Below are 24,938 nucleotides of genomic sequence, written 5' to 3' on the forward strand. Positions count from 1 at the left end.
GTCAGCGTCGCGTAGTGACAACGGAAACGGACAGAATGCTATCGCTTCACCGCTGAGCAGTAATGCTCAGCAGTGTTCAGCGTAAATGTATCAGCGCGCCGTTGTCAAACTAGCTAAAACCCAAGGCTCTCCATCCGAACGCCCTGCTTCGAACATCAACGGGATCTCCTACCTTTTGTCCGAAGTACCTCTGGAGGAAACCCTTGCCCGCAGCAAAACCCGATCCTCCCTCCCAGCAGGCCGCTGCTGCCGTCAGGCAAGAGGCGGTGGATTGGCAGTTTGCGTTTGAGCGCTCGGAGGTGATGCGCGCCTTTCAGCAGGAGCTGCTCGTCAGCATTGGCCACGAGCTGCGCAACCCCCTCAGCAGCCAGATGGGATCCCTGCAGTTGGTGCTGTCCGATCTGTGCGATTCCCGCGAAGAAGAGCGGGAGTACCTTCAAAGTGCCAAAGAAGCGGTGGAGCGCCTGATCCAGTTGCTCGAGGAGTACAGCCGCCTGGCCCGCCACGACCTGCCCATTCAACCCTTGCAACCGAAGCCGACCCGACTCCGTCCCCTCCTTCAGGATGTGTACAGCCTAACTCGCCTACAGGCCCAGGATCAGGGCATTCGCTACGAATGGCCGATCCTACAACCGCCTTCTGCCTCTGAGCTGCCCGCCCTCCCGGACAGCCTTATGGTTTGGGCGGATCCCCACGGTTTGGTGCAGGCTCTGCTGGGGGTGTGTCGCTGGGGTATTCGCACCCTACGCTATGGTTCGATGGCTCTACACCTCTATCCCATCGCAGCAGCGGAGGGGCGCCTGTGCCTGGAGTGGAATCTGGAAGGGCGGTGCCATGTGCCCATCCAAACAAAGGGTTGCGCTGCTTGGCGGGTGAGCGAACGGCTCCTGAGAGAAATGGGGGGCGATCTGGAGCTTGGCGAAAGCAGCCTCCACCGGGTTGTCATCAAGGTAATCCTGCGCCTCGCCCAGTGATTTGGATCTGGGAGATCTGAAAAGCTTAACCTTCGCGGCGCAAGGCCAGCTCAGCGCGATCCAGTTGCATCAGCACCCGCTCCACCTTCTCTGGGTCAAGAGGCCGCTTGGAGGTGCGGTAGTGGGAGGCCACGGTGTTGAACACGGTGCGCAGAGTCGTAAAGGATTGCAGCTTGTCGTAGCGATGGCCATGGTAGCGCCCTGCAAATTCTTGAATGGCCTCCATCGCTTGCACCTGCGCCTCCTCTGGATTCATCACGGGATCGGCTTCCGAGAGAACGGTGCGCAGGGTTTGGATCAGGGTCATGCTGTCTTCGTAGTACTTGCCGGTGAGGCGGGCCGCCTGAGCGCTTGCGGTCGCCCAGCCCAGCATCAGGGTGACCGAGAGGAGCAGGCCGAGAAAACGTAGAAAAAAAGGTTTCAGCATCGGAAGGTTGCCCAATGTAACTTATCTTTAAGCATAAGTCACAGCGACACCGGAAGAGGAGCCATCGAAAAGATGCTGTCCACTTTCTTCAACCACTTGCTGCCGGAGCTCGCCCGGTACAGATCCCACGCGATCATGTTGGGCATGATCTTGGGGTTTGCCTGTGCTCACAGTGGGCTGGCCCACTTGCGCCCCTGGGGGGAAGCTTGGCTGGGATCCCGTCTGTACCGCCTTCTTTTTGCGCTGGTCAGCCTCAGCTTGGCTCCGCTGTTGCTGATCTACTTTTTGAACCATCGCTACGACGGGGTGATCCTCTGGGATCTCCATGCTGTCCCCGGCATTCACACCACCGTTGTTCTTTTGTCGGCGCTCTCGTTTTTCTTTTTGTATCCGGCTACCTTCAACTTACTGGAGATTGCTGCCATTCACAAGCCGGAGATTCACCTGTTTGAGACCGGGATCATCCGCATCACCCGCCACCCCCAAATGGTGGGCCAGGTGATCTGGTGTGTGGCCCATTCCCTTTGGATTGGCTCCAGTTTTATGCTGGTCACTTCCCTGGGGCTGGTGGCCTACCACCTGTTCGCCGTCTGGCACGGGGATCACCGTCTGGAGCGGAAATACGGCCAGGCCTTCCGCGATCTCAAGGCCCGTACTTCTGTGATCCCCGGCTTGGCCATTCTGCAGCGGCGACAACACCTGCAACCGCGAGAGTTTCTGCGCTGGGCCTATCTGGGGGTGTTCAGCTTTGTTGTGATTCTTTATGCCTTTCATCCGCAAATGGTTTCTGCAGCCAGCGGGGTTGCCTGGTAGCATGATCCCAAACAACTTCTTTAGTCTGGGAGTGATGAACTTGCAAGTTGCTTTAGATGCTTTTAATCAAGAACTTTTGACAAGTGACGGGTTGGTGTTGGTGGATTTTGGTGCCCCTTGGTGTGGCCTGTGTCGCTTCATTCAGCCGATTACCGACCGTCTCGCAGCAGAGTGGGGCGGCGCGGTCAAGGTGCTGCGGGTGAATGTGGACGACAATTTTTGGCTGCCGCGCCGCTATCGGGTGCGCTCGCTGCCGACCTTAATTTTGTTTGAGAAGGGTCAAGAAGTGCAAAGGCTGGAGCACTTCGCCAGCCGCGATGATGTGCTCCGCCGCTGCGAGCAGTTGTTTCTCGCTCGCCTGCGCTATGTGGGTTCGGGTGCCTGCTCCTCCTCGCTGGACCCCCAAGCCCCGCCGCCAGGGGTGTAGAGGGTGAGCACATCGCCGGCTTTCAGGGGGCGGCTGATCTTGCTGGGCAAGGGATCCCCGTTGACGAGGTTGATCCCCAGCTGGCCAGGTTCGCCGCCTTCTTCCCCTTGCGGGGCATGGTGGCGCCGGTCGGTGAGCAGGGAGAGGGTGCAATCTTGCAAGGTCTGGATGGAGCGGATCAGCCCCCACCCGCCCCGCTGGCGGCCATGGCCGCCGGAATCTGGGCGCAACTCGTAGCGCAGCACCCGCAGGGGATACTCCAGCTCCAGGGCTTCGATGGGGGTGTTGAGGGTATTGCTCATGCCCACGTGCACCCCATCCAGGCCTGGTCGCTGCTGGCTGGCCCCCTGGCCGCCCCCCAGGGTTTCGTAGTAGGTGAAGTGGCGGTTGCCCAGCACGCAGTTGTTCATGGTGCCCTGCCCCTGGGCGATGGCACGGGATCCGGCCACCGGGGCCAGGGCTTTGAACACCACATCGGCAATGCGCTGCGAGGTTTCCACGTTGCCGGCCACCACCGCCGCCGGAAATTGGGCATTGACCAGGCAGCCGGGCGGGGCCACAATCTCGATGGGATCCTCCAGGCCGACATTGCTGGGGGCAGTGGGATCCAACAGGCAGCGCAGGGCAAAGAGCACCGCCGAGCGGGTCACGGCCAGAGGCGCGTTCAGGTTCCCCGCGGTGGCCGGGGCTGTGCCGGCGAAGTCCACCCGCAGCCTCTCCCCCTTGACCTCTACCTGCACCCGGATCTCAATGGGCTCAGGCGGATCCCCGTAGCCCTCCAGGTAGTCGCAGGCGGTGTAGATCCCATCGGGCAGAGCGCGGATCTGGGCCTGCATCCGCCGTCGGCTGTAGGCGATCACCCCGGCAATCAACTGCCAGGCCTCCTCTTCCCCGAACCGGGCCAGCAGCTCGCCAAACCGGCTCACCCCCACGGCGCTGGCCCCCACCTGGGCCTGCAAATCTCCCCGCCGCTGCTCAGGGTTGCGCACATTGGCCAGGATCAGGCGCAGCAGATCCTCCTGCCAGCGCAGCTCCCCTGTCGAGGTCATCTGGGCCAGCCGTAGCGGCGGGATCACCAGCCCCTCCTGCCAGATTTCCGTAGAGTCGGCGGGCATGGAGCCGGGGCGCATCCCCCCAATATCGGCATGGTGGGCGCGGTTCACCGCATAGGCACAGACCTGTTCTGGATCCCGCAGGCCGGGGATGGCCGTAACCACCGTGATATCCGGCAGATGGGATCCCCCCTGGTAGGGATCGTTGAGGACGAACACATCGCCGGGCCGCGGGCCGGCTGCCACCACCGCCCGCACCGCCTCCGAGAGAGCTCCCAGGTGAACTGGAATGTGGGCCGCCTGGGCAATACAGGCCCCTTGGGCGTCGAACAGGGCTGTCGAGCAATCCCGCCGTTCCTTGATGTTGGCCGAGTAAGAACCGCGGATGAGGCGCGCCCCCATCTCCTCGGCGATCCCCGCCAGCGCATTGGCCATCACCTGCAGCCGGATGGGATGGGTATCCATGCCCCTCACAGCCTGCGCCCCAGCCAAACAGCCACCCTGCGGATCCCTTGCCAAAACTGCAGACGGCGCTGCCAGCGGTCGAGGGTATGGCGATTCTCCCGCAGCCGATCCCGCAGGCGCAGCAACTCAGCCGGCGTGGGAGCCAAAGCCCGCTCAGCGGCTTCCCGCCAATCAGCCATAGCCCGCTCCGTAACCCAGAGCGCCGACCGCAGGTTCAAGAGGACAGGAATCAGGGCAAGCAAGGCTAAAAACAGCAGCCCATTGAGGCCGCAAACCGCCCAAACTGCCCACTCTGTCCCTAGTGCAGCAGTCACAGAGAGCTCAGCAAGGGATCCCTGGCAACACTCACTGCTGCTGCAGCATCAAGGGGCGCAACACACGGCCATCGCCGACCACAACCACCGTCGATAGCACTTGTCCGCCGCGCCGGAAGGTAATGGGTACCCGCTGGCCCACGGGGGTGTTTTGGATAATTTGCTGCACATGTTGCACCGAGGTGACCCGCTGCCCGTCCACCCCAATCAAAATATCCCCCTGGGCCAGACCCGCTCGTTGAGCCGGGCCATCCTGGAGCAGGCCAACCACCTGCACCCCTTGAACTCGAGGCGCAGGGCCGAACAGGCGACGGCTGATAGCGCCTTGAGCCGGCTGTCCATCCACCGTTTCGATGGCAACCCCGATGAAACCGTTGCCTACGACAGCAGGCGACACCTGAGCCCCGAAACTGTCAACCTGAACCGTGGGGCTGTAGAAGTTGTAAGCTTCACCCCCAACCGAGTCACAGGGGTAGGCCACAACAGCATCTGCCAGCAGGAGGGAGGCGGGCAGGGCGAGGGCAAGCTTGAACAGAGTGTTCGGTTTCTGCATAGTTCGAGCCTGGAAACGGCGAAGAATAACAAGTTGAGATGCGCAAAAGCATTGGGATGGATCGACCAGCCCGAGAGAGACAGCGGAAGCCATCAACCGGGCAGCTTGCACCGCCCTTCCCTCAGTGATAAACCCAAAATCGCCAACTGTCGATAGGCTTGGCCGTGCTTTGGGGCTAGATCCCAAGGTTTTGCCGGCATTTCTGTAGCAATTCTTCAAGCTCTTGGGATCCTCAACCCGGCCTATCTCAGCGGCTCACAGACCAACGCAGCGATCGGTGGCCTGCAGCAGGGCGGTGCGGATCCCGGGCTCGGTGATGGAATGGCCGGCATCGGGAATGAGATGAAACTCCGCCTCTGGCCAGGCCTGGTGCAGTTCCCAGGCGGAAATGGGGGGGCAGACCACATCGTAGCGCCCCTGGACAATGACAGCCGGCAGATGGCGCAGGCGCTCCACCCCCCTGAGGAGCTGATCTTCAGGATCCAGAAAGCCGCCGTGGACGAAGTAATGGCACTCGATGCGGGCAAAGGCCTCGGCAAACTCTTCCCGGCCAAAGCGCTCGATGAGCTCAGGGCTGGGGATCAACTTGCTGGTGCTGGCCTCCCAGATGGCCCAGGCGCGGGCCGCCCTCAGGCGCACCTGGGGATCGGGGTCGTTGAGGCGGCGGTGGTAGGCTGCCAGCAGGTCATCCCGCTCGTTGGGGGGGATGGGATCCAGGTAATGTTCCCAAGCATCGGGGAACAGGTAGCTGGCCCCCGACTGGTAGAACCAGCGGATCTCAAACGAGCGCAGCAGAAAAATGCCCCGCAAGATAAACCCCAGGCAGGATTGGGGGTGGGTTTGCCCATAGGCCAAGGCGAGGGCGCTGCCCCAACTGCCCCCGAACACCCACCAGCGCTCAATGCCCAGGTGCCGGCGCAGCTTTTCGATATCGGCCACCAGATCCCAGGTGGTGTTCTCCCGCAGCTCGGCGTAGGGGCGGCTCTTGCCGCAGCCGCGTTGATCGAACAGCACCACCCGCCAGCGGCTGGGCTCGAAGTACTGCCGGTAAAGGGGATCGATGCCGCCGCCGGGCCCTCCGTGCAAAAACACCACCGGCTTCCCGTCTGGGTTGCCGCACTGCTCGTAGTAGAGGGTGTGCAGGGAAGAGACGGGGAGAAAGCCGTGATCGTAAGGCTCGATGGGCGGGTAGAGGTCGCGCTGCATAACCAGAGATTCTAAGGATCAACGGCCAGCCGCTCAAGGCCTGCGCAGGGCGATGGTGGCCTTGGGCGGGATCCCTTCCTGGAAGGTCTCGCCATCGGCGGCCACGATGACGAACTGCAGCTCTTGTCCCGGCTGGGCGCCCAGATTGCTCCAAGGAATAGCCACCTCCAAACAGGCATCCACCACCGCTTTCACTTGGTGGCTGATGGCGTGCCAGGTGTGGTACTCCCCTGCCTGCAAGAGCTGAGCCTCGACAGGGGCGGGATGCTGGCCGGTGCCGGGGGGCGGCAGCGATAGCTTCAACAGGTGGCGGTAGTGGTAGTTGAGGGGGGCTTCTGCCGGCAACCCTTGGAGGGGAATGGGGCTGTTGACGGTGACGCAGTTGGGGTAAAACCACAGCACCTGCAGTTGCTTGGGCCGCTGCACCACCGAGTTAAAATCCAGCCGCAGGTAGAGGTTGAAGTGATCGAACCCGTACCAGAGGCGGCGGACGACGCTGTTGCGGTGCATGGTGCCGCGGGCGGCGCCGATCTCCACCCGCCCGGCTTGGCTCCACTCCCGTTCGGCGGGGCGGCCGTTGATGGCCGGGTGGATAAATCCTTGCGGCAGGCGATCCCCCAGCCCATCGTGATCCTCGAGAGGGAACTGCAGCACTGCCGGTACGGCCTCTCCCAAAGCGGTGTAGAGGGCCTGCAGATGTTCCCGAAACAACTGGTCGAAAACGGCATCGTGGGCCGAGGAATGGCCCGCCCCAAACCACCAGAACCAGTCTGATCCCTCGGCGGCCCAGAGGGCTTCCCAGGCTTCGGGATTGGCGTGAGGGTGATCCTGAATGACCTGGCGGGCTTGGGCCAGGAGCTCCCAGGCGCGGTTTTTGACGGGATCCCCGATCCAAGTGGTAAAGTCAGCTTCAATCCAGGAGCCGCTGTGCAGTTGTTCGGCTGGCAGAAACTCCGTAGGGGGAAACTGGTCCAAAAACTCCGAAACCGTCACCAAGCGCAGCGCCGGGTGCTGGCTGAGGCGGGCATAGAGGTTCTCCAGGAAGGGCCGGCCATCTTGGGGGTAGTACTCCCAGCAATTTTCCCCATCTAGGGCGATGGTGACCAGCCAGGGCTGTTCCTGGGGCAGGCGGTTGCGGATGCTCTCCAGGTGGCCGATGAGATCCTTGGCGGCAGCATCGGCGGGCATGGCGCTGTAGCTGAAGCCGATCAAATCGGAGAGGCGGTGATCCCGAAAGACAATGGCCAGATCCCCTGCCTCGCTCTCCAGACGGTAGGGCCGATAGAGCTTTTCCGGCTCGAGGATATGGCCCTGCCCGTCGCGATGAAAGGGTTGGCCCAGGCTCCAGCCCAGCACGCCCTCGTCGGAGATGATCCACTCAAAACCCTGCTTTTGCACGATGGGGACAATGGCCGGGCTCACGGATTGCTCCGAAGGCCACAGACCCCGCGGCTCGCGGCCAAAGCGCTCCCGGTAGATCTGCTTGGCCCGCTCCAGTTGGCTGTGGACATCCTGCTCCCAGTGGAAGGGGTAGCGGGGCAGGGGCAAGCCGGGCCGAGCCACCCGCGCCGAGCGCTCGCTCACCAGCAGGGGCAAGATGGGATGGGTGTAGGGGCTGGTGGTCAGCTCCAGTTGGCCGCTCTCTTGCAGCTTGGCGTGCTGGGGCAAGATGGCGGCCAGGATCTGCTGCTGCTTGGCATAGATCCGCTGCCGATCCGCCAGGGTAAAGCCGGATCCCATCTTGATCCAGCCCTCGATCTCGGGATCCTCGTGGAAGAGGGGATCGAACCAGGAGAGGTTGTGCCAGGCCAGCAGGTCGCTGAAGTCTTGCGGTGTCCAGTACTGTAGGCACCAGTTGATCCCCTGCGATTCCCGCTGTTCGTAGAGCTGGCGGTAGCGGGGATAGGGCTCAATCATGGTGGGGTAATGGCTGTCGAAGAAACGCTCGACAATGAAGCGCCGCTGCTCCGGGGTCAGCTTTTCGACAGGAGATAAAGTCAGCTCCAAATAGGGATCGAAGGCGGAGCCGGCCACGTAGTCTTCGATTTGCACAATCAGAGAGGGCACCAGGTTGACCGTTTGGTGCAGGCGAGGATAGCGCTCCAGCAGCAGAACCAAGTCGAGGTAGTCTTTGATCCCGTGTAGGCGCACCCAAGGCATGCGATATTTACCCGCTATCGGACTTTTGTAGAGGGGCTGGTGTTGGTGCCAAACCAAGGCGATATGCAGCGGGTAGGTCATGGGAGGCACGGGATCCGACCATCACCCGGATACTAGCCCATCTGTCCGGCTCCCGATCGTCAGAAACTCTGGAATGTTGAACGGTGGGGATCCGCCTGGATGGTGCCCACTGCGGGAAAACCTTGTCATTCGCCGGATTTCTCAGGACAATGGCGGCAAATGGAAGAGCTAAGTCATGACTGCTGCTACCCACGTCCTGGAACAGTCGATCGTTGTCTTCTCCCAAAACTACTTGCCCATTAGCCGGGTCAACATTAGGCGGGCGATTGTGCTGCTGCTGACGGGCAAGGCAGAGCCGCTGGCGATGATGAATGTGCCGGTATGGAAAGTGCGCTCCCCCAGCCAGGTGATCGAGGTGCCCGAGCACATCCGCCTGACCATCAAGGGCAAAGAGCGGGCCTGGCGAGTGCCCCCTGTTAACCGGCGGGAGGTTCTGCGGCGGGATCACCACACCTGTCAGTACTGTGGCAGCACCCACAACCTAACCCTGGATCATGTCGTGCCTCTTTCTCGCGGGGGATCCCACACTTGGGACAATGTGGTGACTGCCTGCGAGCGCTGCAACCAGCGCAAGGGCAACCGCACGCCCGAAGAGGCGGGCATGGTTCTGCGCAGCAAACCCCGCGCCCCCCTCCACCCGACGGTGGCTTTTGCCGAGCAGTTTTGGCGCGAACAGCAGAGCCGGCAAGAGCCAATCTACGGCTACAGCGCAAGTTAGAATCGGCAAATTTCGGTTGTTATCGAGGAGGATCCGCGTCGGCCATGATGACCGTAATGGAGTTTTTTGCCCTCAGCGCTGGCGAGTGGATGTGTCAGCGTACCAGCCATCACTTGGCCTTTCGCCGCTCTGAGGGGGGGAGATCGCGGATGCAAATTGCTACCCTTTCGCCCGCCGATCCGGCAGTTATCCAGGTTTGTGAGCTGTTCAAGGTGGATCCACGGCGGGCTGTGGGGGCGGCGCGAGTGCAGTGGAATGGGGAGCAGGAGTGGGACAACGAAGAGTACAAAGGCGATGTGGTGCTGGTTCCCATTCCCGATCCCGACAACCCCATGCGGGGGCAACTGTTGCGGGATCAGGGCTATGCCGAGAAAGTGCCGGTGGCCGGCACCTACGTCATGGGATCGGACGGCGCCCTCACCCTCTACACCGAGTACGAGATGACCGAGTCGGAGGAGCGCATCTGGTTTGCCAGCCCCAACCTGCGCCTGCGGGCCAGCACCGTCAAGCGCTTCGGCGGCTTCAGCATGGCCTCTTTCTGCTCCGAGGTGCGCAAGCTCTCCGCCAGCCCTTCCCCCATCTCGGCTGTGGCTGAATCCCGCTCTCTCTAGGCTGTGGGCTGACCAGAAAGCTTGCCGGCGCCGGATCCCTGGCTTACTGGGGAGAGCCTCAGCCGGCAAGGGATGGGCTAAAACCTCTGTTGGTGGGTCATTTGTAGACGGAAAACCCGGGCTGTGGCGGATCTAAGCGACTTTATCCAGGGTATTGAGCAGCTCATCGAGCTAGCCCAGAAGCTGGACGAGAAAAAAAACACGGGGGGGCTGCGAACCGAAGTGCGCATCCAGGCCCGATCCCTGGGCAGCTCCATCCCCCCTTCTGGTTCTATCCCCCGCCGCCGCAGTGCCCAGACGGGGGATCCCTCCTGGAGCAGCGAGCCTCAGGTGATGTCCACGTCAGGCTGGCGCGAGCCGCCCAAGGCTGACCCTACGCCTGAGGCCACTGTCGCCGACCCCCCCGGCAGCCCAGACACCTGGCCGGGACCGCGCCTCAAGGATGTGGGGGGGTTGAAGGAACAACTGCAAGCTTTGCGGGAGCTGGTGGAGATCCCCCTCAAGCGGCCCGATCTGCTGGCCAAGTTGGGTTTGGAGCCGCCCCGTGGCGTGCTGTTGGTTGGCCCCCCTGGCACTGGCAAGACCCTGACGGCCCGCGCTTTGGCCGAGAGCCTGGGGGTGAACTACATTGCCCTCGTCGGCCCGGAGCTGATCGGCAAGTACTATGGGGAGGCGGAGGCGCGCCTGCGGCAGGTATTTGAAAAGGCGGCCAAGTCGGCCCCCTGTCTGGTGTTCATCGACGAAATCGACGCCCTTGTGCCCAACCGCGCCGCCGTCGAGGGAGAGGTGGAAAAGCGCCTGGTGGCTCAAATGCTGGGGCTGATGGACGGCTTTGTGGCCCAAAAAGGTGTTGTGGTGCTGGCGGCCACCAACCGGCCCGAGGCCCTGGATCCGGCGCTGCGGCGACCGGGCCGCTTCGACCGCGAGGTCATTTTCAAGGTGCCGGATCGGGAGGGGCGGCGGGAGATCTTGGCCATCCACACCCGCGGCATGCCGCTGGCAGAAGATGTGGACTTGGACAGACTGGCGGATCAGACGCTGGGCTTTGTGGGGGCAGATCTGCGCGGCCTGTGCCAGACGGCAGCCTATGCGGCCTTGCGGCGGCAGGTGCCGGATCTGGGATCCCCCATCCCCGACTCCTTGACAGTTTCGGCGGCGGACTTTCAGCAGGCCCTGCAACAGGTGAAGCCGGCGGTGTTGCGCTCAGTGGAAATCGAGTCGCCCCAGGTGAGCTGGGATCAGATCGGCGGCCTGGAGCAGGCCAAGCAGGTTCTGCAGGAGGCCATCGAGGGATCCCTGCTGCACCCGGAGCTGTACGAGCAGGCCCAGGCGCAAGCGCCCAAAGGGATCCTCCTCAGCGGCCCTCCCGGCACCGGCAAGACCCTGCTGGCCAAGGCGATTGCCTCCCAGGCCAAGGCCAACTTCATCGCCGTCTCCGGCCCAGAGCTCTTGAGCAAATGGGTGGGATCCTCCGAGCAGGCGGTGCGAGAGCTCTTTGCCCGTGCCCGCCAGTGCGCTCCTTGCGTGATTTTCATCGACGAGATCGACACCCTGGCGCCGGCGCGGGGCAGCTACTCCGGCGATAGCGGCGTCAGCGACCGCGTCCTGGGGCAACTGCTGGCCGAACTGGACGGGATCCGCCCCAGCCAGGGAGTCTTGGTGGTGGCCGCCACCAACCGCAAAGCCAGCTTGGATCCCGCCCTCACCCGCGCCGGCCGGCTGGAGCTGCACCTGAGTGTGGAGCTGCCGGATCGGGCCGGGCGGCGGGAAATCCTGGCCGTGCACAACCGCAGGCGGCCCCTAGGGCCAGATGTGGATCTGGAGGTGTGGGCCGAGCGCACGGAAGGCTGGAGTGGGGCCGATCTGGCTCTCTTGAGCAACCGGGCGGCAATTGCCGCCATTCGCCGCCACCGGGCCACTGCCGAGTCGGTGGATCCCAAGACCCTGGTCATCCGCCAGGAGGACTTTGCCCAGGCCTTTGCCGAGCTGCAGCAGCAGCGCCAGGCCACCTAGAAGACCGGGATCCCTTGCCATTCCGGCTGCCGGTGGGCGTGGGCCGCCTCGCCGCAGGTGCGGGGGGTGGGAAAGATCTTGTCGGGATTGGCGATGTGCTGCGGGTCGAGCACCTGCCGCACCCACTGCATGCTCTCCAAATCCGTGGGCGTAAACATCTCCGACATGTAGCAGCGCTTGTCGGCCCCGATGCCATGCTCGCCAGAGATGCTGCCTCCCAGACGCACGCAGAGCTTGAGGATCTCGCCCCCCAGTTTTTCCACCTGCTCTAGGGATCCCGGCACCGACTCGTCGTAGAGGATTAAGGGGTGCAGATTGCCGTCGCCGGCATGAAACACGTTGGCCACCGGGTAGCCGTACTCGCGGCTGAGGCGCTCGATTTCCTTCAGGACATAGGCTAGCTGGCTGCGGGGGATCACCCCATCTTGGACGTAGTAGTTGGGGCTGAGCTTGCCCATGGCGGCAAAGGCTGCCTTGCGCCCCTTCCACAGACGCGCCCGCTCTTCTGGGCTGGAGGCAACTTGCACCTGGCGCGCCCCGTTTTTTAGGCACAGGGCCTTTACCTGCTGGCTGGCTTCCTCCACCTCCAGCTCCAGGCCGTCCACCTCCACCAGCAAGATGGCCGCCGCATCCCGTGGGTAGCAGCCCGACTGCACCACATCCTCAACGGCGTTGATGCTGAAGTTGTCCATGATCTCCAGGCCAGCAGGGATGATCCCGGCGGCGATGATGTCGGAAACGGCAGCTCCTGCTGCCTCGACACTGTTAAAATCCGCCAGCAAAACCTGCACCTGGGCCGGCGCCTTGAGCAAGCGCAGGGTAATCTCGGTAGCAATCCCCAGGGTGCCCTCGGAGCCGACAAACAGGCCCACCCAGTCGTAGCCGGGCATCTCCGGGATCTTGCCCCCCCAGCGCACCACCTCCCCATCCGGCAGCACCACCGTCAGGCCGAGAATGTGATTGGCTGTTACACCGTATTTGAGGCAGTGGACGCCGCCGGAGTTTTCCGCCACATTGCCGCCGATGGAGCAGACTGACTGGCTAGAGGGATCCGGGGCATAGAAATAGCCTTGGGCAGCCACTGCCTGGGTAATCCAGGCGTTAATCACCCCCGGCTGCACCACCATGCAGCGGTTCTCCAAGTCGATTTCCAGGATTTGCTTCATCAGGGTGGTAGCGATGACGACGCTGTTTTCCACAGGCAGCGCTCCCCCCGATAGCCCAGTGCCGGATCCCCGCGCCACGAAGGGCACCTGGTAGCGGCTGCACAGCTTCACCACCTGCGCCACCTCCTCCGTGGTGCGCGGCAACACCACCAGAGCCGGCCTTTGCCGGTAGCTGGTCAGCCCGTCGCACTCGTAAACCAGCAGCTCCTCCGGCCTGCTGATCACCCGCCGGGGATCGAGAATTTTTTTGAGCTCAGCCCTCAGTTTGAGCCAATCGAAGGTGAGGCCAGCTTGCAACGGGTGAGAGGAGCGAACAGCCATAGGGGGCGGCAGAACATCTCGTGAGGGGGATATCGTCACTATAGTCTGGATAGTCTGGCCGGAGAGCCTATGCAGTCCCGCAACGCCGAACAGATCCTTGAGCAAGTGCGGCAGCTCTACGACCTCTACCCCTTCCCACCACAGCCCATCGGCACCGTTCCCCCGCCGGGGTGGAACTGGCGCTGGAGCTGGCCCCAGGCCTATGCTTTTTGCACCGGATCCCATCCGGGCCGGCGCAAGGTGCGCATCCTGGATGCCGGCTGCGGCTCTGGGGTAGGGACAGAATACATCGCCCACCAAAACCCGGAAGCGGAGATCTGGGCCTTTGACCTAAGCGGCCGCGCCCTGGAGATTGCCAAGGCCCGCTGCCGGGCTTCCCAGGCGCCGCCGGTGCAGTTTTGCCAGCTCAACGTTTACGACATCGACCAACTGCCGGGGCAGTTCGACTTCATCAACTGCGTGGGCATGCTCCACCACCTGCCGGATCCGCTGGCGGGGCTGCAGGCGCTGGCGAGCAAATTGGCCCCTGGCGGGATCCTGCATTTGTTTGTCTATGGCGAGCTGGGCCGCCACGAAATTCGCCTGATGCAAAAGGCCATCCGCCTACTGGTCGCCGGCTCCGAACACCAGCCCCTGGCTTCCGCAGAACACCTGCAACAAGGGCTACAGGTAGGCCGCCGCCTCTTCCGGATTTTGCCGGAGAGCAACCGCATCCAGCAGCAGGAACGCGCCCGCTGGGCCGTTGAGAACGTGGACGACGAATGCTTTGCCGACATGTACCTGCACCCGCAGGAAGTGGACTACAACATTGAGACCCTGTTTGAGCTGATCCGCGCCTCCGGGCTGCAGTTTTTGCGCTTTTCCAACCCCGAGTTCTGGCGGCTGGAACGGGTGTTGGGCCAGGATGAGGCCCTGCTGGCCCAGGCGGCTCAACTGCCAGAGCCGGAGCGCTACCGCCTGATCGAGCTGCTGGATCCGGTGGTGGCCCACTACGAGCTCTTCCTCGGCAAGCCTCCCCTCCCCCGCTGGGAATGGACCAGTCCGGAGGCGGTGGCCTCGGCTGTTGCCCACCTCAGCCCATGTCTAGGCCTGTGGCCGGGCCGGAGCATCTTCAACTACGCCTACGAGGCAATCTCCCTCAGCGAGGAAGCCTTCGCCTTCCTGCAGCAGGTGGACGGGATCCGCACCGTCCAAGCCCTTCAAGACAGCCTGGAGTCTCCCCTGGGCTGGCCGCAGTTGCAGCAGTTGCTGCGCTGGCAAGTGCTGCTCTTGGAGCCACGGGAGGGCTGTCTTTGAGTGCCTCTGAGCAAATGTGGGCAGCCAAGACCGGTGGCAGCATTTGCCTTCTTGGACTTTCCTGCTCTATGCTGGGAGGCTGTGACCTTTTCTCCAGCCCCACCCATTCTGGGGGTACTGCCATGCCCAAAATCAAAACTCGCAAGGCAGCCGCCAAGCGCTTTCGCCTCACCGGCAGCGGCAAGTTTATGCGCCGCCGGGCCGGGCACAACCACCTACTTGAGCACAAAACCAGCAACCGTAAGCGCAAGCTGGCGGGTGTAGCCCTGGTAAGCAAGCAGGATCTGGCCAATGTGCGCCTGATGCTGCCCAACACCCACTAGCTGGGTCCTGTTCGCGCTACGCGCCGCTTCCCCGACGCCTCGGCACGTTGGGGACGGGTTGAAGTCTCAAGGTTTGCCGGGGGCTCGCCAACTTCTATATCCGTCTGTATTGGGTTACTGCCATGAGAGTCAAACGCGGCAATGTTGCCCGCAAGCGTCGTAAGAAGATCCTCAAGCTAGCCAAAGGCTTTCGAGGAGCCGGCTCCAAGCTGTTCCGCACTGCCAACCAGCAGGTGATGAAGGCTCTGCGCAGCGCCTACCGGGATCGCCGGCGCAAGAAGCGGGATTTTCGCCGCCTGTGGATTGCCCGCATCAACGCGGCCACCCGCGCCCAGGGCCTGCGCTACAGCGAGTTCATCGACGGCCTCAAAAAAGGCAATATCCAACTGAACCGCAAAATGCTGGCCCGCTTGGCCTTCCTGGATCCAGAAGCCTTTACCCAAGTGGTGGAAGCAGCTCGCCAGGCCCGCGCCTCCTAAAGAGATGGGGTCTCGGTCTCCGTTGGCCGCAGCAATCCAGAGGTCTTGCATGGCAGCCGGCCTGGCCTTGGCTTGCTTGGGGAGGGGGATCCCTGCGGCTGCCCGCCCCTGGCCAGAGATTGTGCGTTCGGGTCAGGTGCGAATTGCGGTCAAAGACAACCTGAGGCCGTTGGGCTTTCGCGATCCCATGGGCAAGCTGCAGGGGTTTGAGATCGAGCTGGCCCGCGAGCTGGGATCCCGGCTCTTGGGATCCGCGGAGGCGGTGGAGCTGGTGCCGGTAGCCAACGTGAAGCGGCTGCAGGCAGTGGCCGCTGGGGAGGTAGATCTGGCTATTGCCCAGCTTGGCATTACGCCGGATCGGGCGCGACAAGTGGAGTTTACCTCGCCCTACTATCAGGATGGCCCCAGCTTGGTTGTGGCCCGTTCCCACAACTGGGAAAGGTGGTCGGATGTGGGCGGCGCGCGGATTGCCGTCCTGCGCGGATCGGCTGCTATTCCTTACCTCCAGCGCTACCTCCCAGGGGTTGAGTTGGTGGCGGTGGATTCCTACCGGGAAGGGGCGGAATTGCTCCTAAAGGGAGCGGTGCAGGCCTGGGCAGCGGATCGCTCGGTGCTGGCAGGGTGGCTGGCGGAGCACCCCCAGTTTCAGTTTTTGGGATCCCCGTTGGCGGCGGTGGGGCTGGGCATTGCCCTGCCCAAGGGGCTGGAGCATGCTGAATTGCGGCTGCGGGTGCGCCGCGAGCTGGAGAACCTGCGCGCTGAGGGCTGGCTGGCGGAGCGGGCCAGAGCCTGGGGTCTGCCCTAGTGCAAAAAGTGACGGATGCCAGTGCAGACCATGGCGATCCCAGCAGCATTGGCAGCAGCAATGGAATCGGCATCGCGGAGACTGCCTCCCGGCTGGATGATGGCGCGGATCCCAGCACGGGCTGCCGCCTCCACACTGTCGGCAAAGGGGAAAAAGCCGTCGCTGGCCAAAACCGCTCCTGCTGCCTGCGAGCCGGCCTGGCGAAGGGCAATCTCGACGGCGCCTACCCGGTTCATCTGGCCTGCGCCAATGCCGAGGGTCTGCCCCTGCCGGGCAACGACGATGGCGTTGGATTTCACGTGTTTGCAGACCGTCCAGGCAAACTCCAGATCCGCCCACTCTTCCGGTGTCGGCTGGCGCTCGCTCACCACCCGCCAGGACGGGCGGCGGTCGGATCCCTGGGCCAAGTCAGCCTCCTGCACCAGGAAGCCCCCAGCCAGGGTGCGAACGGTTTGGGCCGGCCCAACCGCAAAGTCCGGCAGAACCAAAAGCCGCAAGTTCTTTTTGGCTGCCAGTTGCTCAGCCGCTTCAGGCGTGCAGCCCGGGACGACCACGCACTCCAAAAAAGGCTCCGCCAGCCGCCGGGCAGCCTCCCCATCCAAGGTTTGGTTGAGGGCGACAATGCCCCCGAAGGCGGAAACGGGATCGGCGGCCAAAGCCGCCTCAAAAGCGGCAGCCAGAGTTGGGCGAACGGCTACCCCACAGGGGTTGTTGTGCTTGACAATCACCGCCACCGCTGGCCTAGGGCCGTTGGCCAGCCCTAGGCTCAGTTCTGCCGCCAGGGCGCGGGCCGCCTCTAGATCCAGCAGGTTGTTGTAGCTGAGCTCCTTCCCCTGCAACTGTTTGGCCCGATGCCAGCCGGGAGCAGCCGCATCCACCACATACCAGGTGGCGGCTTGGTGGGGATTTTCCCCGTAGCGCAGGCGTTGCCAAGGGATCCCTTGCAGTTGAAAAACCTGCTCGGCAGCGGTTGCAGGAGCTGGAGCTTGAGAGGGGCGGGACAGCTCTGAGCGAGTTAGGTAGTCGACAATGGCGCGGTCGTAGGCCAGTACCTGCTCGAAGGCGCGGCGGGCACACTGGAAGCGAAAGGCCAGCCGCTCCGCCTCGCTGGAGGGGCTAGAGAGCAATTGCAAATACTGAGGGTACTGGCTGGGATCGGTGAGCACGGTAACGTGGGGATAATTCTTGGCTGCCGCCCGCGCCAGCGTCGGCCCGCCGATGTCGATCTGTTCAAAAGCCTCCTCCAGCGACACCCCTGCCCGGGCCACCGTCTGCTCGAAAGGATAGAAATTGACCACCACCAACTGGATGGGAGGGATCCCCAGCGCCTCCAGATCCGCCCGGTCTTCGCGGCGCTCCAGGCGGGCCAGAATGCCCCCGTGAATGCGGGGGTGCAGCGTTTTTACCCGTCCCCCCAAGATCTCCGGCGCGCCGGTATGCTCCGAAACAGGGGTGACCGGGATCCCAGCTTCTGACAGCGCCTTGGCTGTGCCTCCGCTGCTGAGCAGCTGAAAGCCGTGCTCCTGCACGAGGGCCTGGGCCAGCGGGATCAGGCCGGTCTTATCGGAGACACTTAGGAGAGCCAAAGGTGGGAAGGGCTGAGCAGACATCGGTTGTTAGCGATCTCAAGAGAGCAGAGTTGCCTGGGAGATCCCAACAGGTGGAGATCCCACGCCCCAGCATAGCGCCCCTGCCGGGAGGGGGATAGGAGGTTGTTGCCACTACTGAGAGGTCGGAGAGGTGGCTGGGGTTCACGTGGGATGATCCAGGATGCCAGAAGGTGCAATTCCAGCCACTCAAAAGGGATCCCAGCCCTGCCGAGAAAGTGCTATGACAAGATGAGCGTGAATTGCCGCTAGAAGGGGGTAACTAGGATCGTATGGATAGAGTCTTGCAGCTCCTGATCCAGGGTTGGTACTATTCCATCCCCCTGTTGACGTTCTCAGTCTTCTCGGTGGCCTGTTGCATCGAGCGGGCCTTGTTTTGGTGGAAAGTCACCCACCGGCAGGAGGAGGTGGTGCGGCAAGCCCTGAGCCAGTACCGCCGCAACCCACGCGCTGCCCAGTACCTGCTGGAGCAAAATGCGGATCTCCCCATTGCCCGCATCTTTTTGGCCGGCCTGGAGCTGAACGAAGCCAGCCCCGAAGATTTTAAGCTGGCCCTGGAGACAGCCTTGGCGGCAGAGGTGCCCCTGCTGAAGCGCTTCAATACGGTCTTCGACACCGTCATTACCGTTGCCCCCTTCCTGGGCCTGCTGGGCACCGTTACCGGCATCATCCAGATCCTCAGCTCCATCCAACTGGGGGATATCGGCGGCACCGATACGCAAGGGGTAGGGCAGGGGATCGCCGAAGCCCTCTACTCGACCGCTTTTGGGCTGATCGTGGCCATTCCCACCTTGCTAATCTCCAACGTCTTCCGCTCTCTGTACCTGCGGCAGCTCTCCAAGATCCAGGAGTACGGCGGCGAGCTGGAGTTGCTGCATCGCCAGCGGCAAGAGATGCAAGCCCAACAGCTTTCCCAGTATTCTTACGCCAAGCCCAGCCCCAGCGGCAGCTCCACTCTTCCTCCCTACTCCCCCCTTGAGCCCTCCTAGCCTATGCGCATCCCCGAAGAAAACTTTCGATCCGGCGAGATCAACATCGTGCCCCTGATCGATGTCATCTTCTCGATCTTGGTGTTTTTCGTCATCGCCAGCCTGGTGCTTACCCGCTCGGAGGCCCTCGATGTCAATTTGCCAGAGGCCTCCACAGCCGAAGCCCGCCGCCAGCCAGACGTTACGGTGAGCATCACCGCTGAAGGCCAAATTGCCGTCAACCGCAAGGCGATTGCCAATCTTGCCGCCCTGATCCCAGAGGTGGAACGCGTCCTGGCCGAGAAGCCGGCTGAAGGGCGCCGCCTGGTGGTGATCAACGCCGATTTGGCTCTCTCCCACGGCAAGGTGGTGGAGGTGATGGATACCCTGCAGCGACTGCCCAACGTCAGCCTGGCCATCGCTGCCCGCCGCCCTGCCAATAACCGTTGACAGGCTCCCCTCTGGGGCCGGGGGTAAGGGCCATCACCCTGCCCCCAGCAGTTGGATCAGGAGCGCTTTTTGCACGTGGAGGCGATTTTCTGCTTGATCCCACACCCGGGACTGGGATCCCTCCAAGACCTCGGCGGTGATCTCCTCTTCCCGGTGCGCGGGCAGGCAGTGGAGCACAATGGCCTCGCGAGCCGCCTGTTTCAGCAGCTTAGCATTGACCTGGTAGGGCAGGAAGTCGGCTTTGCGCGCCTCGGCCTGGTCTTCTTGGCCCATGCTGGCCCACACGTCGGTATAGACCACCTGGGCTCCCGCGACCGCTTCGTAGGGATCCCGCAACACCCACACCTGCGATCCCTGGGCCAAGGCTTGCGCTTCTGCTACTACTGCCGCATCTGGCTCGTAGCCGGGGGGGGTGGCGACGCGGATGTGGATCCCGCTCATGGCACAGCCCAGCAGCAGGGAATGGGCAACATTATTGCCGTCGCCGCAATAGGCCAAGGTCAGGCCCGCCAGTTGGCCGAAGTTCTCCTGGATGGTGAGCAGATCGGCCAAAACTTGGCAGGGGTGAAACTGATCCGTGAGGGCGTTGATCACGGGGATCTCGGCATATTCGGCAAAGATTTCCAGCTCCCGCTGGTTGTAGGTGCGAATGGCAATGGCGTCCAGGTAGCGGGAGAGAACGCGGGCCGTATCCTGCAGAGGCTCGCCGCGGCTCATCTGCATCGCCGTCGGCACCAGATCTAGGGTGCTGCCCCCGCACTGGGCCATGGCAGCGGTAAAGCTGACGCGGGTGCGGGTAGAAGCCTTCTGAAACAACAGCCCCAGCACCCGGCCGCGCAGATCCACCCGATAGGGATCCCGCTTCAGTTGCGCCGCTTGGACCAGCAAGGCCGCTAGCTCCGCCGGGCTCAGGTCGCTGAGTTTGAGCAGATCCCGCCCGGCTAAGTTGATGGATCCTACAGCTTGCAACCCCGCCATCGCGCTTCACCGCCTCCGCAAACAACTTCCGGCCCGCGCTGCTGCCTGCTCGCCAGCGCAAGGCCGCTACTCAGCAAGGTCTCGCAGCCTGGGCCCCAACGCTGGCTAGAGGGAAGAGGAACGCATTGGCTCCTTGGCCTGTTGCTGGCGGGCCGAGATCTGCGCCTGGAGGGCCTGGATAGCGGCGGTATATTGCGGGTCGGCGGGAGTCGCCACCAACTCGCGATCCCGGCTGAGGCGATTGAGATCTTCTTCGGACAGTTCCACGACAATGTCAGGGGTGATGCCTTTGTGATCGATATCGGTGCCTTTGGGGGTGCGATAGCGGGCGATGGTCACCGCCAGGCCCGACCCATCGGAGAGGGGATGCACCGACTGCACTAGGCCCTTGCCAAAGGTTTGCGTGCCCACGATCACGGCGCGCCGGTTATCCTGCAAAGCCCCCGACAAGATCTCGCTGGCGCTGGCGGATCCTCCATCCACCAAGACAGCCAAAGGCTTATCGGTGAGGGCGCTGTTGTTGGCCGTGAGGCGATCCTGCTCCCCTTGCCGGTTCACCGTCGAGACAATGCTGCCCTGGTCGATCCACATGCGGGCGATCTCGGCGCTGGAGTAGAGCAGCCCCCCCGGATTGGCCCTCAGATCCAGCACATAGGCGGCCACCCCTTGTTTCTCCAGCTCGCGAATGGCCTGGCGCACCTTGTCGGCGGCATTGCCGGAAAACTGGGTGATGCGGATGTAGCCAATGGGCAGGCCATTTTCCTGGTGAACCGCATAGCGCACGGTGGCCAGCTCAATTCTCTCCCGCACCAGGTCGAACACCTTCAGCCCTTCCCCCTCGCGGCGGATGGTCAGCCGCACCCGTGTGCCCGGCTCGCCGCGAATGAGGCTGACGGCGGTGTTGGTGTCCATCCCTTCGGTGGATTTGTCGTCGATGCGCACGATTACATCTTTGGACTTGATCCCGGCCCGGTCGGCGGGGGATCCTTCGATGGGGGAGATCACCACCAGCTCGTTGGTCTCTTGATCCATGCCCAGCGTGATCCCCACCCCGGTCAGCTCACCGGATGTGTCAATTTGCATGCTGGCGAACTGGTCGGGATCCAAGAAGCGGGTGTAGGGATCGTTCAGTTTCTTCAGGGCTTCGCGAATGGCTGCATAGGCATCTTCTCGGGTGGCATATTCTCGGCTGAGCAGATCCCGCCGCACCGCCTCCCAGTCGACGGAGTTGAAGGAAGGGTCGACGTATTCGCGATTAACAATCTGCCAAACTTCGTCCACCACTTCCTTGGGATCCCGGCGAAACCCTGCCCAACCCGGCATGGATAGCTGCACCCCGACAAGCGACACGGCTGTGACCACTGCAGCCGTTGCACTCACCACAAACCCACGCTTTCTCATTGGCTCTCCTGGAAGACAAGGTCTAAAAGTCGAGGTTAATCTCCAGCTTTTGGGGGTTTCGCCCAGAGGCTCTTCCCTGCCCCAACTTTATCTCAGGGACAAAGCAGTGCTGCCTGCCCCAGCCGGTGGTATCCAAAGTTTGGTAGGCTGCAAATGGTACAGCCCAACTGTGCCCAACGTAGCACAGGGATCCCTGCAAAGGTGCTCTCGCGATCACATTTGCAAAGGCGCTTTTTCTTCTGGAGTCCATGTCTCTTGTAACCGACTCTCCCAGCCTGCCGGAAGCTGCTGCTGACTCGCCCCTGCTGGCCCAGGTGCAGTTGGCTCGCGCTGCCGCTCGACGCACGGCTACCTTGCCCACTGCCATTAAAAATGCCGCCCTAGAGGCCATGGCCACCGCTTTGCTGGAACACCAAGAGGCCATCTTGGCAGCCAACCAGGCGGATTTGGAGCAGGCAGCGGAGCAGGTCAAGGCCGGTGAGCTGTCCGCCTCGGCCTACGCCCGCTTGAAGTTGGACGCCCAGAAATTGGCCGACGCGGTGGCCGGGGTGCGGCAGGTGCTGCGGCTGCCGGATCCGGTGGGGCAGGCCTTGCTGATCTGGGAACTGGATGAGGGGCTGGTGCTGGAGCGGCGCACCTACCCTCTGGGAGTGCTGGGGGTGATCTTCGAGTCGCGGCCCGATGCTCTGGTGCAAATTGCCGCCCTGGCGGTGAAAACCGGCAACAGCGTCCTGCTCAAGGGTGGCTCGGAGGCGCTCTGCTCCTGCCAGGCATTGATGGCGGCCATCCAGGCGGGGCTGCAGCAGATCCCCGAGTTTCCCCAGGGATCTTTGCAGTTGCTCACCAGCCGTGCCGAGGTCAAGGCCCTGCTGCAACTGGAAGGGCTGGTGGATCTCATCATCCCCCGCGGCTCCAGCAGCTTTGTCCGCTACATCATGGAAAATACCCGCATCCCGGTGCTGGGCCATGCCGATGGCCTCTGCCACTTGTACGTAGATCGGGCTGCCGATGTGGACATGGCGGTGAGGCTAACCCTGGACAGCAAAACCCAGTACCCCGCCGCCTGCAACGCCATCGAAACCCTGCTGGTGCACGCAGAGATCGCCCCCCGGTTTTTGCCCCTGGCCGTGCAGGCGCTGCGCGAGAAGGGGGTGGAGTTGCGCGGGGATCCCCGCTGCCGCCAACTGGTGCCCGATCTGATCCCGGCCAGCGAGGCCGACTGGCGCACGGAGTACGCCGACCTGATTCTGGCCATCAAAATGGTGGATTCTCTCGACGAAGCCATTGCCCACATCGAGCGGTACGGATCCCGCCATACCGAGGCCATCGTGACCGAAGATGCCGCCGCTGCCCAGCGCTTCCTCGACGAAGTGGACGCAGCAGGGGTCTTTCACAATGCCTCCACCCGCTTTGCCGATGGCTTTCGCTACGGCTTGGGGGCAGAAGTGGGCATCAGCACCCAAAAGCTGCCGCCGCGCGGCCCGGTGGGTTTGGAGGGCTTGGTGACCTACCGCTACCAACTGCGAGGGCGAGGCCATCTTGTAGCCGACTATACAGGCCCCCAGGCCCGACCTTTTCAACATCGAGATCGCCTGAACACCACCGGTTTGTCTTAGGGATCAGGGCCTGCTGCAGCGGCCGACTGTACAAAGCAATCCATGACGGAAACCGTTCTGCTCGTCTGGGTGGCTCCAAGTTAAGGTAAATTAGAAGATAGCCTTGTGATTTGCAAAGGTTGTGCTTTGTGCCCCGCTGTGGTGCAACAATAGACCACCGAAGGCTACTGGGTTTTGAAATTTGCTGTCGGCTTGAGCGCCTTTGACCTAGCACCTTGCTTTTTGGCTGCCTTTTGTTATTTCGATAGGAGCTTCGCTGCATCATGCCCGTTCGTCTGTATGTCGGAAATCTGCCGGAAGAGGTGGATCGTCAGGCATTGGAGAAGCTCTTTAGCTCTGCAGGTGAGGTCATTTCCACCAAGGTGATTCGGGATCGGCGGACCGGCAAATGTCGCGGCTTCGGGTTTGTAACCGTGAGCACCGAAGAGCAGGCGCAGCAGTACATCGAAAAGTTCAACGGCCACAGCTTTGGCGATGTCAACCTGCGCATCGAGATTGCCCAGCGGCGGGAGAAACGGGAAGACGCCGAAGCCAGGGCAGCAGCCTCCAGCTCCCCAGCTAAGGAGTCTGCCAAAGATGCTGGCAAGGATTCTAGGGCGCCCGGGGATCCTGAGCCCCGAGGTTCTTCCAAAGACTCCAAAGAGTCTGGGGAAAAGTCCGCTCCCAGCAAAAAGCAACGCCAGCGGGGCAACAAAGGGAGTGGAGGCAATGTCGTTGCCGAGACTGAAGGGGCCTTTGAGCCGGATCCCCGTTGGGCCAGTCAGTTGCAGCGGATTAAGGAGCAGCTTCTCCAAGCGACCAACTCCTGATCCCCCCAAAAGCGTGGTGGACATCGCCGCCATCTGGCGTTAGCCTGGTTGAGCTGTACAGCTCTGGGCATACTCGAGAGGGGGTTTTGGGATGGATAGTCTGGCAAGGGTTTTTCGCGCGTGGGGACAGTGCTTGGCCAAAGCTGGGTTCCTCGGCGCGCTGCTGGTTTGGCTGGGGATGAGCAGCGTTGTCCAAGTTGCCCTCGCAGCTCCAGCCGATTTGGAGGAGCAGGTGCTGCAGATCATTCGCAAGCACCCCCAGGTGATCCTGGAGGCGGTGCAGGAGTACCAGCAGCGGCAGTACCAAGAGCAGCAGCAACAACAGCAGAAGTTGGCGGAAGAATTTGGCCGGCAGTTGCGGGAGAACCCGCGTGCCGTCATCGGAGACTCTCCTCAACTGGGATCCGACGCTTTGCGGTTGGTGTTGGTGGAGTTTTCCGATTTTCAATGTCCCTTCTGCGCCCGCGCCCACGACACCCTCAAACAGTTCATGGCCGAGCACGGGAATGAGGTGACCTTGGTGTACAAGCACCTGCCCTTGACCAGCATCCACCCGGAGGCGATGGCGGCGGCTCGCGCGGCCTGGGCTGCCCACCGTCAGGGCAAGTTCTGGGAGTTCCACGACGAGCTGTTTGCCAACCAATCCCAGCTTGGGGATGAATTTTATGTAGCTACCGCCGAGAAGTTGGGCCTAAATGTGGAGAAATTCAATCGGGATCGGCGCAGCCGGGCGGCGGAGCGCGCCATTCAGCGAGATATGGATCTGGCCTCTCAACTGGGCATCGGCGGCACCCCTCATTTCATCTTGAACGGCCTTTCTTTTTCGGGGGCGCAGCCTTTGGAGGTGTTTGAGCAGACGCTGCAACAGGCCAAGCAAGCCCTCTAGCCCGGTTAGAGCCTCAAGT

General features: G+C 62.6%; 25 protein-coding genes. 15 read left to right on the top strand and 10 right to left on the bottom strand.

Annotated features, from left to right (window positions below; all coding sequences use genetic code 11):
* Positions 1–203: 203 nt before the first annotated feature.
* Complete coding sequence (locus ACVW0R_RS09325) at positions 204–974, top strand: sensor histidine kinase (RefSeq protein WP_011431569.1); 771 nt, start codon at positions 204–206, stop codon at positions 972–974.
* 25 nt (positions 975–999) lie between these two features.
* On the opposite strand, the gene psb27 is transcribed toward ACVW0R_RS09325, so the two are convergent.
* Entirely contained in the window at positions 1,000–1,401 is a 402-nt protein-coding gene (psb27, locus tag ACVW0R_RS09330; protein ID WP_457501967.1) for a photosystem II protein Psb27, read from the bottom strand.
* 72 nt (positions 1,402–1,473) lie between these two features.
* On the opposite strand from psb27, the gene ACVW0R_RS09335 reads away from it, so the two are divergent.
* Both ACVW0R_RS09335 and ACVW0R_RS09340 read left to right on the top strand, forming a co-directional pair.
* Positions 1,474–2,214, top strand: a complete 741-nt coding sequence (locus tag ACVW0R_RS09335; RefSeq protein ID WP_049749798.1) for an NnrU family protein — start codon at positions 1,474–1,476, stop codon at positions 2,212–2,214.
* Positions 2,215–2,248: 34 nt separating this feature from the next.
* Complete coding sequence (locus tag ACVW0R_RS09340) at positions 2,249–2,641, top strand: thioredoxin family protein (RefSeq protein ID WP_011431572.1); 393 nt, start codon at positions 2,249–2,251, stop codon at positions 2,639–2,641.
* Here ACVW0R_RS09340 and ACVW0R_RS09345 read toward each other — a convergent pair.
* The 5 genes from ACVW0R_RS09345 to ACVW0R_RS09365 all read right to left on the bottom strand — a co-directional run bounded on the left by ACVW0R_RS09345 (position 2,578) and on the right by ACVW0R_RS09365 (position 8,472).
* Positions 2,578–4,158: a hydantoinase B/oxoprolinase family protein gene (locus ACVW0R_RS09345; protein ID WP_041439269.1), complete on the bottom strand. Its 1,581-nt coding sequence runs from the start codon at positions 4,156–4,158 to the stop codon at positions 2,578–2,580. The two genes, ACVW0R_RS09340 and ACVW0R_RS09345, sit on opposite strands and share 64 nt — an antisense overlap.
* 5 nt (positions 4,159–4,163) lie before the next feature.
* The gene (locus ACVW0R_RS09350) at positions 4,164–4,472 is read right to left on the bottom strand and encodes a hypothetical protein (RefSeq protein WP_099812695.1); all 309 of its coding nucleotides are present in this window, start codon (positions 4,470–4,472) and stop codon (positions 4,164–4,166) included.
* 31 nt (positions 4,473–4,503) lie between these two features.
* A complete protein-coding gene (locus tag ACVW0R_RS09355; RefSeq protein WP_414388904.1) occupies positions 4,504–5,025 on the bottom strand; it encodes a PDZ domain-containing protein in 522 nt (173 codons plus the stop codon).
* 255 nt (positions 5,026–5,280) lie between these two features.
* Positions 5,281–6,231, bottom strand: coding sequence for a prolyl aminopeptidase (gene pip, locus ACVW0R_RS09360; protein WP_011431576.1), 951 nt, complete (start codon positions 6,229–6,231; stop codon positions 5,281–5,283).
* A 33-nt stretch (positions 6,232–6,264) separates the two neighbouring features.
* A complete protein-coding gene (locus ACVW0R_RS09365) occupies positions 6,265–8,472 on the bottom strand; it encodes a glycoside hydrolase (protein ID WP_099812693.1) in 2,208 nt (735 codons plus the stop codon).
* Positions 8,473–8,647: 175 nt separating this feature from the next.
* Between ACVW0R_RS09365 and ACVW0R_RS09370 the strand changes: the two genes are divergently transcribed.
* The 3 genes from ACVW0R_RS09370 (at position 8,648) to ACVW0R_RS09380 (ending at position 11,814) form a co-directional block, all read left to right on the top strand.
* Positions 8,648–9,190 (top strand): HNH endonuclease, encoded by a 543-nt coding sequence (locus ACVW0R_RS09370; RefSeq protein ID WP_011431578.1) that lies wholly within the window; start codon positions 8,648–8,650, stop codon positions 9,188–9,190.
* 47 nt (positions 9,191–9,237) lie between these two features.
* Positions 9,238–9,801, top strand: coding sequence for a phycobiliprotein lyase (locus ACVW0R_RS09375; RefSeq protein ID WP_011431579.1), 564 nt, complete (start codon positions 9,238–9,240; stop codon positions 9,799–9,801).
* A 123-nt stretch (positions 9,802–9,924) separates the two neighbouring features.
* Positions 9,925–11,814 (top strand): AAA family ATPase, encoded by a 1,890-nt coding sequence (locus ACVW0R_RS09380; protein WP_457501968.1) that lies wholly within the window; start codon positions 9,925–9,927, stop codon positions 11,812–11,814.
* Here the strand turns inward: ACVW0R_RS09380 and glcD are convergent.
* Positions 11,811–13,301 (bottom strand): glycolate oxidase subunit GlcD, encoded by a 1,491-nt coding sequence (gene glcD / locus ACVW0R_RS09385; RefSeq protein WP_457501969.1) that lies wholly within the window; start codon positions 13,299–13,301, stop codon positions 11,811–11,813. The two genes, ACVW0R_RS09380 and glcD, sit on opposite strands and share 4 nt — an antisense overlap.
* A 69-nt stretch (positions 13,302–13,370) precedes the next feature.
* Between glcD and ACVW0R_RS09390 the strand changes: the two genes are divergently transcribed.
* From ACVW0R_RS09390 to ACVW0R_RS09405, 4 genes are all read left to right on the top strand, one after another.
* Positions 13,371–14,597, top strand: a complete 1,227-nt coding sequence (locus ACVW0R_RS09390; protein WP_049749799.1) for a class I SAM-dependent methyltransferase — start codon at positions 13,371–13,373, stop codon at positions 14,595–14,597.
* Positions 14,598–14,719: 122 nt separating this feature from the next.
* A complete protein-coding gene (gene rpmI, locus ACVW0R_RS09395; protein WP_011431583.1) occupies positions 14,720–14,920 on the top strand; it encodes a 50S ribosomal protein L35 in 201 nt (66 codons plus the stop codon).
* Between the two features lie 122 nt (positions 14,921–15,042).
* Positions 15,043–15,399: a 50S ribosomal protein L20 gene (gene rplT / locus ACVW0R_RS09400; protein WP_011431584.1), complete on the top strand. Its 357-nt coding sequence runs from the start codon at positions 15,043–15,045 to the stop codon at positions 15,397–15,399.
* 49 nt (positions 15,400–15,448) lie between these two features.
* A complete protein-coding gene (locus ACVW0R_RS09405) occupies positions 15,449–16,204 on the top strand; it encodes a transporter substrate-binding domain-containing protein (RefSeq protein ID WP_071813541.1) in 756 nt (251 codons plus the stop codon).
* Here ACVW0R_RS09405 and purH read toward each other — a convergent pair.
* Complete coding sequence (gene purH / locus ACVW0R_RS09410) at positions 16,201–17,814, bottom strand: bifunctional phosphoribosylaminoimidazolecarboxamide formyltransferase/IMP cyclohydrolase (protein ID WP_457501970.1); 1,614 nt, start codon at positions 17,812–17,814, stop codon at positions 16,201–16,203. The genes ACVW0R_RS09405 and purH overlap by 4 nt on opposite strands.
* A gap of 269 nt (positions 17,815–18,083) precedes the next feature.
* Here purH and ACVW0R_RS09415 point away from each other — a divergent pair, with 269 nt between their 5' ends.
* Entirely contained in the window at positions 18,084–18,800 is a 717-nt protein-coding gene (locus tag ACVW0R_RS09415) for a MotA/TolQ/ExbB proton channel family protein (RefSeq protein WP_011431587.1), read from the top strand.
* Positions 18,801–18,803: 3 nt separating this feature from the next.
* Positions 18,804–19,229 carry an ExbD/TolR family protein gene (locus ACVW0R_RS09420; RefSeq protein ID WP_011431588.1) on the top strand — a complete coding sequence of 142 codons (426 nt, stop codon included), beginning with the start codon at positions 18,804–18,806 and terminating at the stop codon, positions 19,227–19,229.
* A gap of 33 nt (positions 19,230–19,262) precedes the next feature.
* Here the strand turns inward: ACVW0R_RS09420 and argF are convergent, their stop codons facing one another.
* Entirely contained in the window at positions 19,263–20,180 is a 918-nt protein-coding gene (gene argF / locus ACVW0R_RS09425; protein ID WP_187147178.1) for an ornithine carbamoyltransferase, read from the bottom strand.
* A 132-nt stretch (positions 20,181–20,312) separates the two neighbouring features.
* Positions 20,313–21,608, bottom strand: a complete 1,296-nt coding sequence (gene ctpC, locus ACVW0R_RS09430) for a carboxyl-terminal processing protease CtpC (protein ID WP_457501971.1) — start codon at positions 21,606–21,608, stop codon at positions 20,313–20,315.
* A 248-nt stretch (positions 21,609–21,856) separates the two neighbouring features.
* Here ctpC and ACVW0R_RS09435 point away from each other — a divergent pair, with 248 nt between their 5' ends.
* The 3 genes from ACVW0R_RS09435 to ACVW0R_RS09445 all read left to right on the top strand — a co-directional run bounded on the left by ACVW0R_RS09435 (position 21,857) and on the right by ACVW0R_RS09445 (position 24,919).
* The gene (locus ACVW0R_RS09435; protein WP_457501972.1) at positions 21,857–23,224 is read left to right on the top strand and encodes a glutamate-5-semialdehyde dehydrogenase; all 1,368 of its coding nucleotides are present in this window, start codon (positions 21,857–21,859) and stop codon (positions 23,222–23,224) included.
* A gap of 263 nt (positions 23,225–23,487) precedes the next feature.
* A complete protein-coding gene (locus tag ACVW0R_RS09440) occupies positions 23,488–24,033 on the top strand; it encodes an RNA recognition motif domain-containing protein (protein ID WP_099812689.1) in 546 nt (181 codons plus the stop codon).
* 91 nt (positions 24,034–24,124) lie between these two features.
* A complete protein-coding gene (locus ACVW0R_RS09445; protein WP_011431594.1) occupies positions 24,125–24,919 on the top strand; it encodes a DsbA family protein in 795 nt (264 codons plus the stop codon).
* Positions 24,920–24,938: the final 19 nt, after the last annotated feature.

It is taken from the genome of Thermostichus sp. MS-CIW-15, assembly GCF_054060575.1.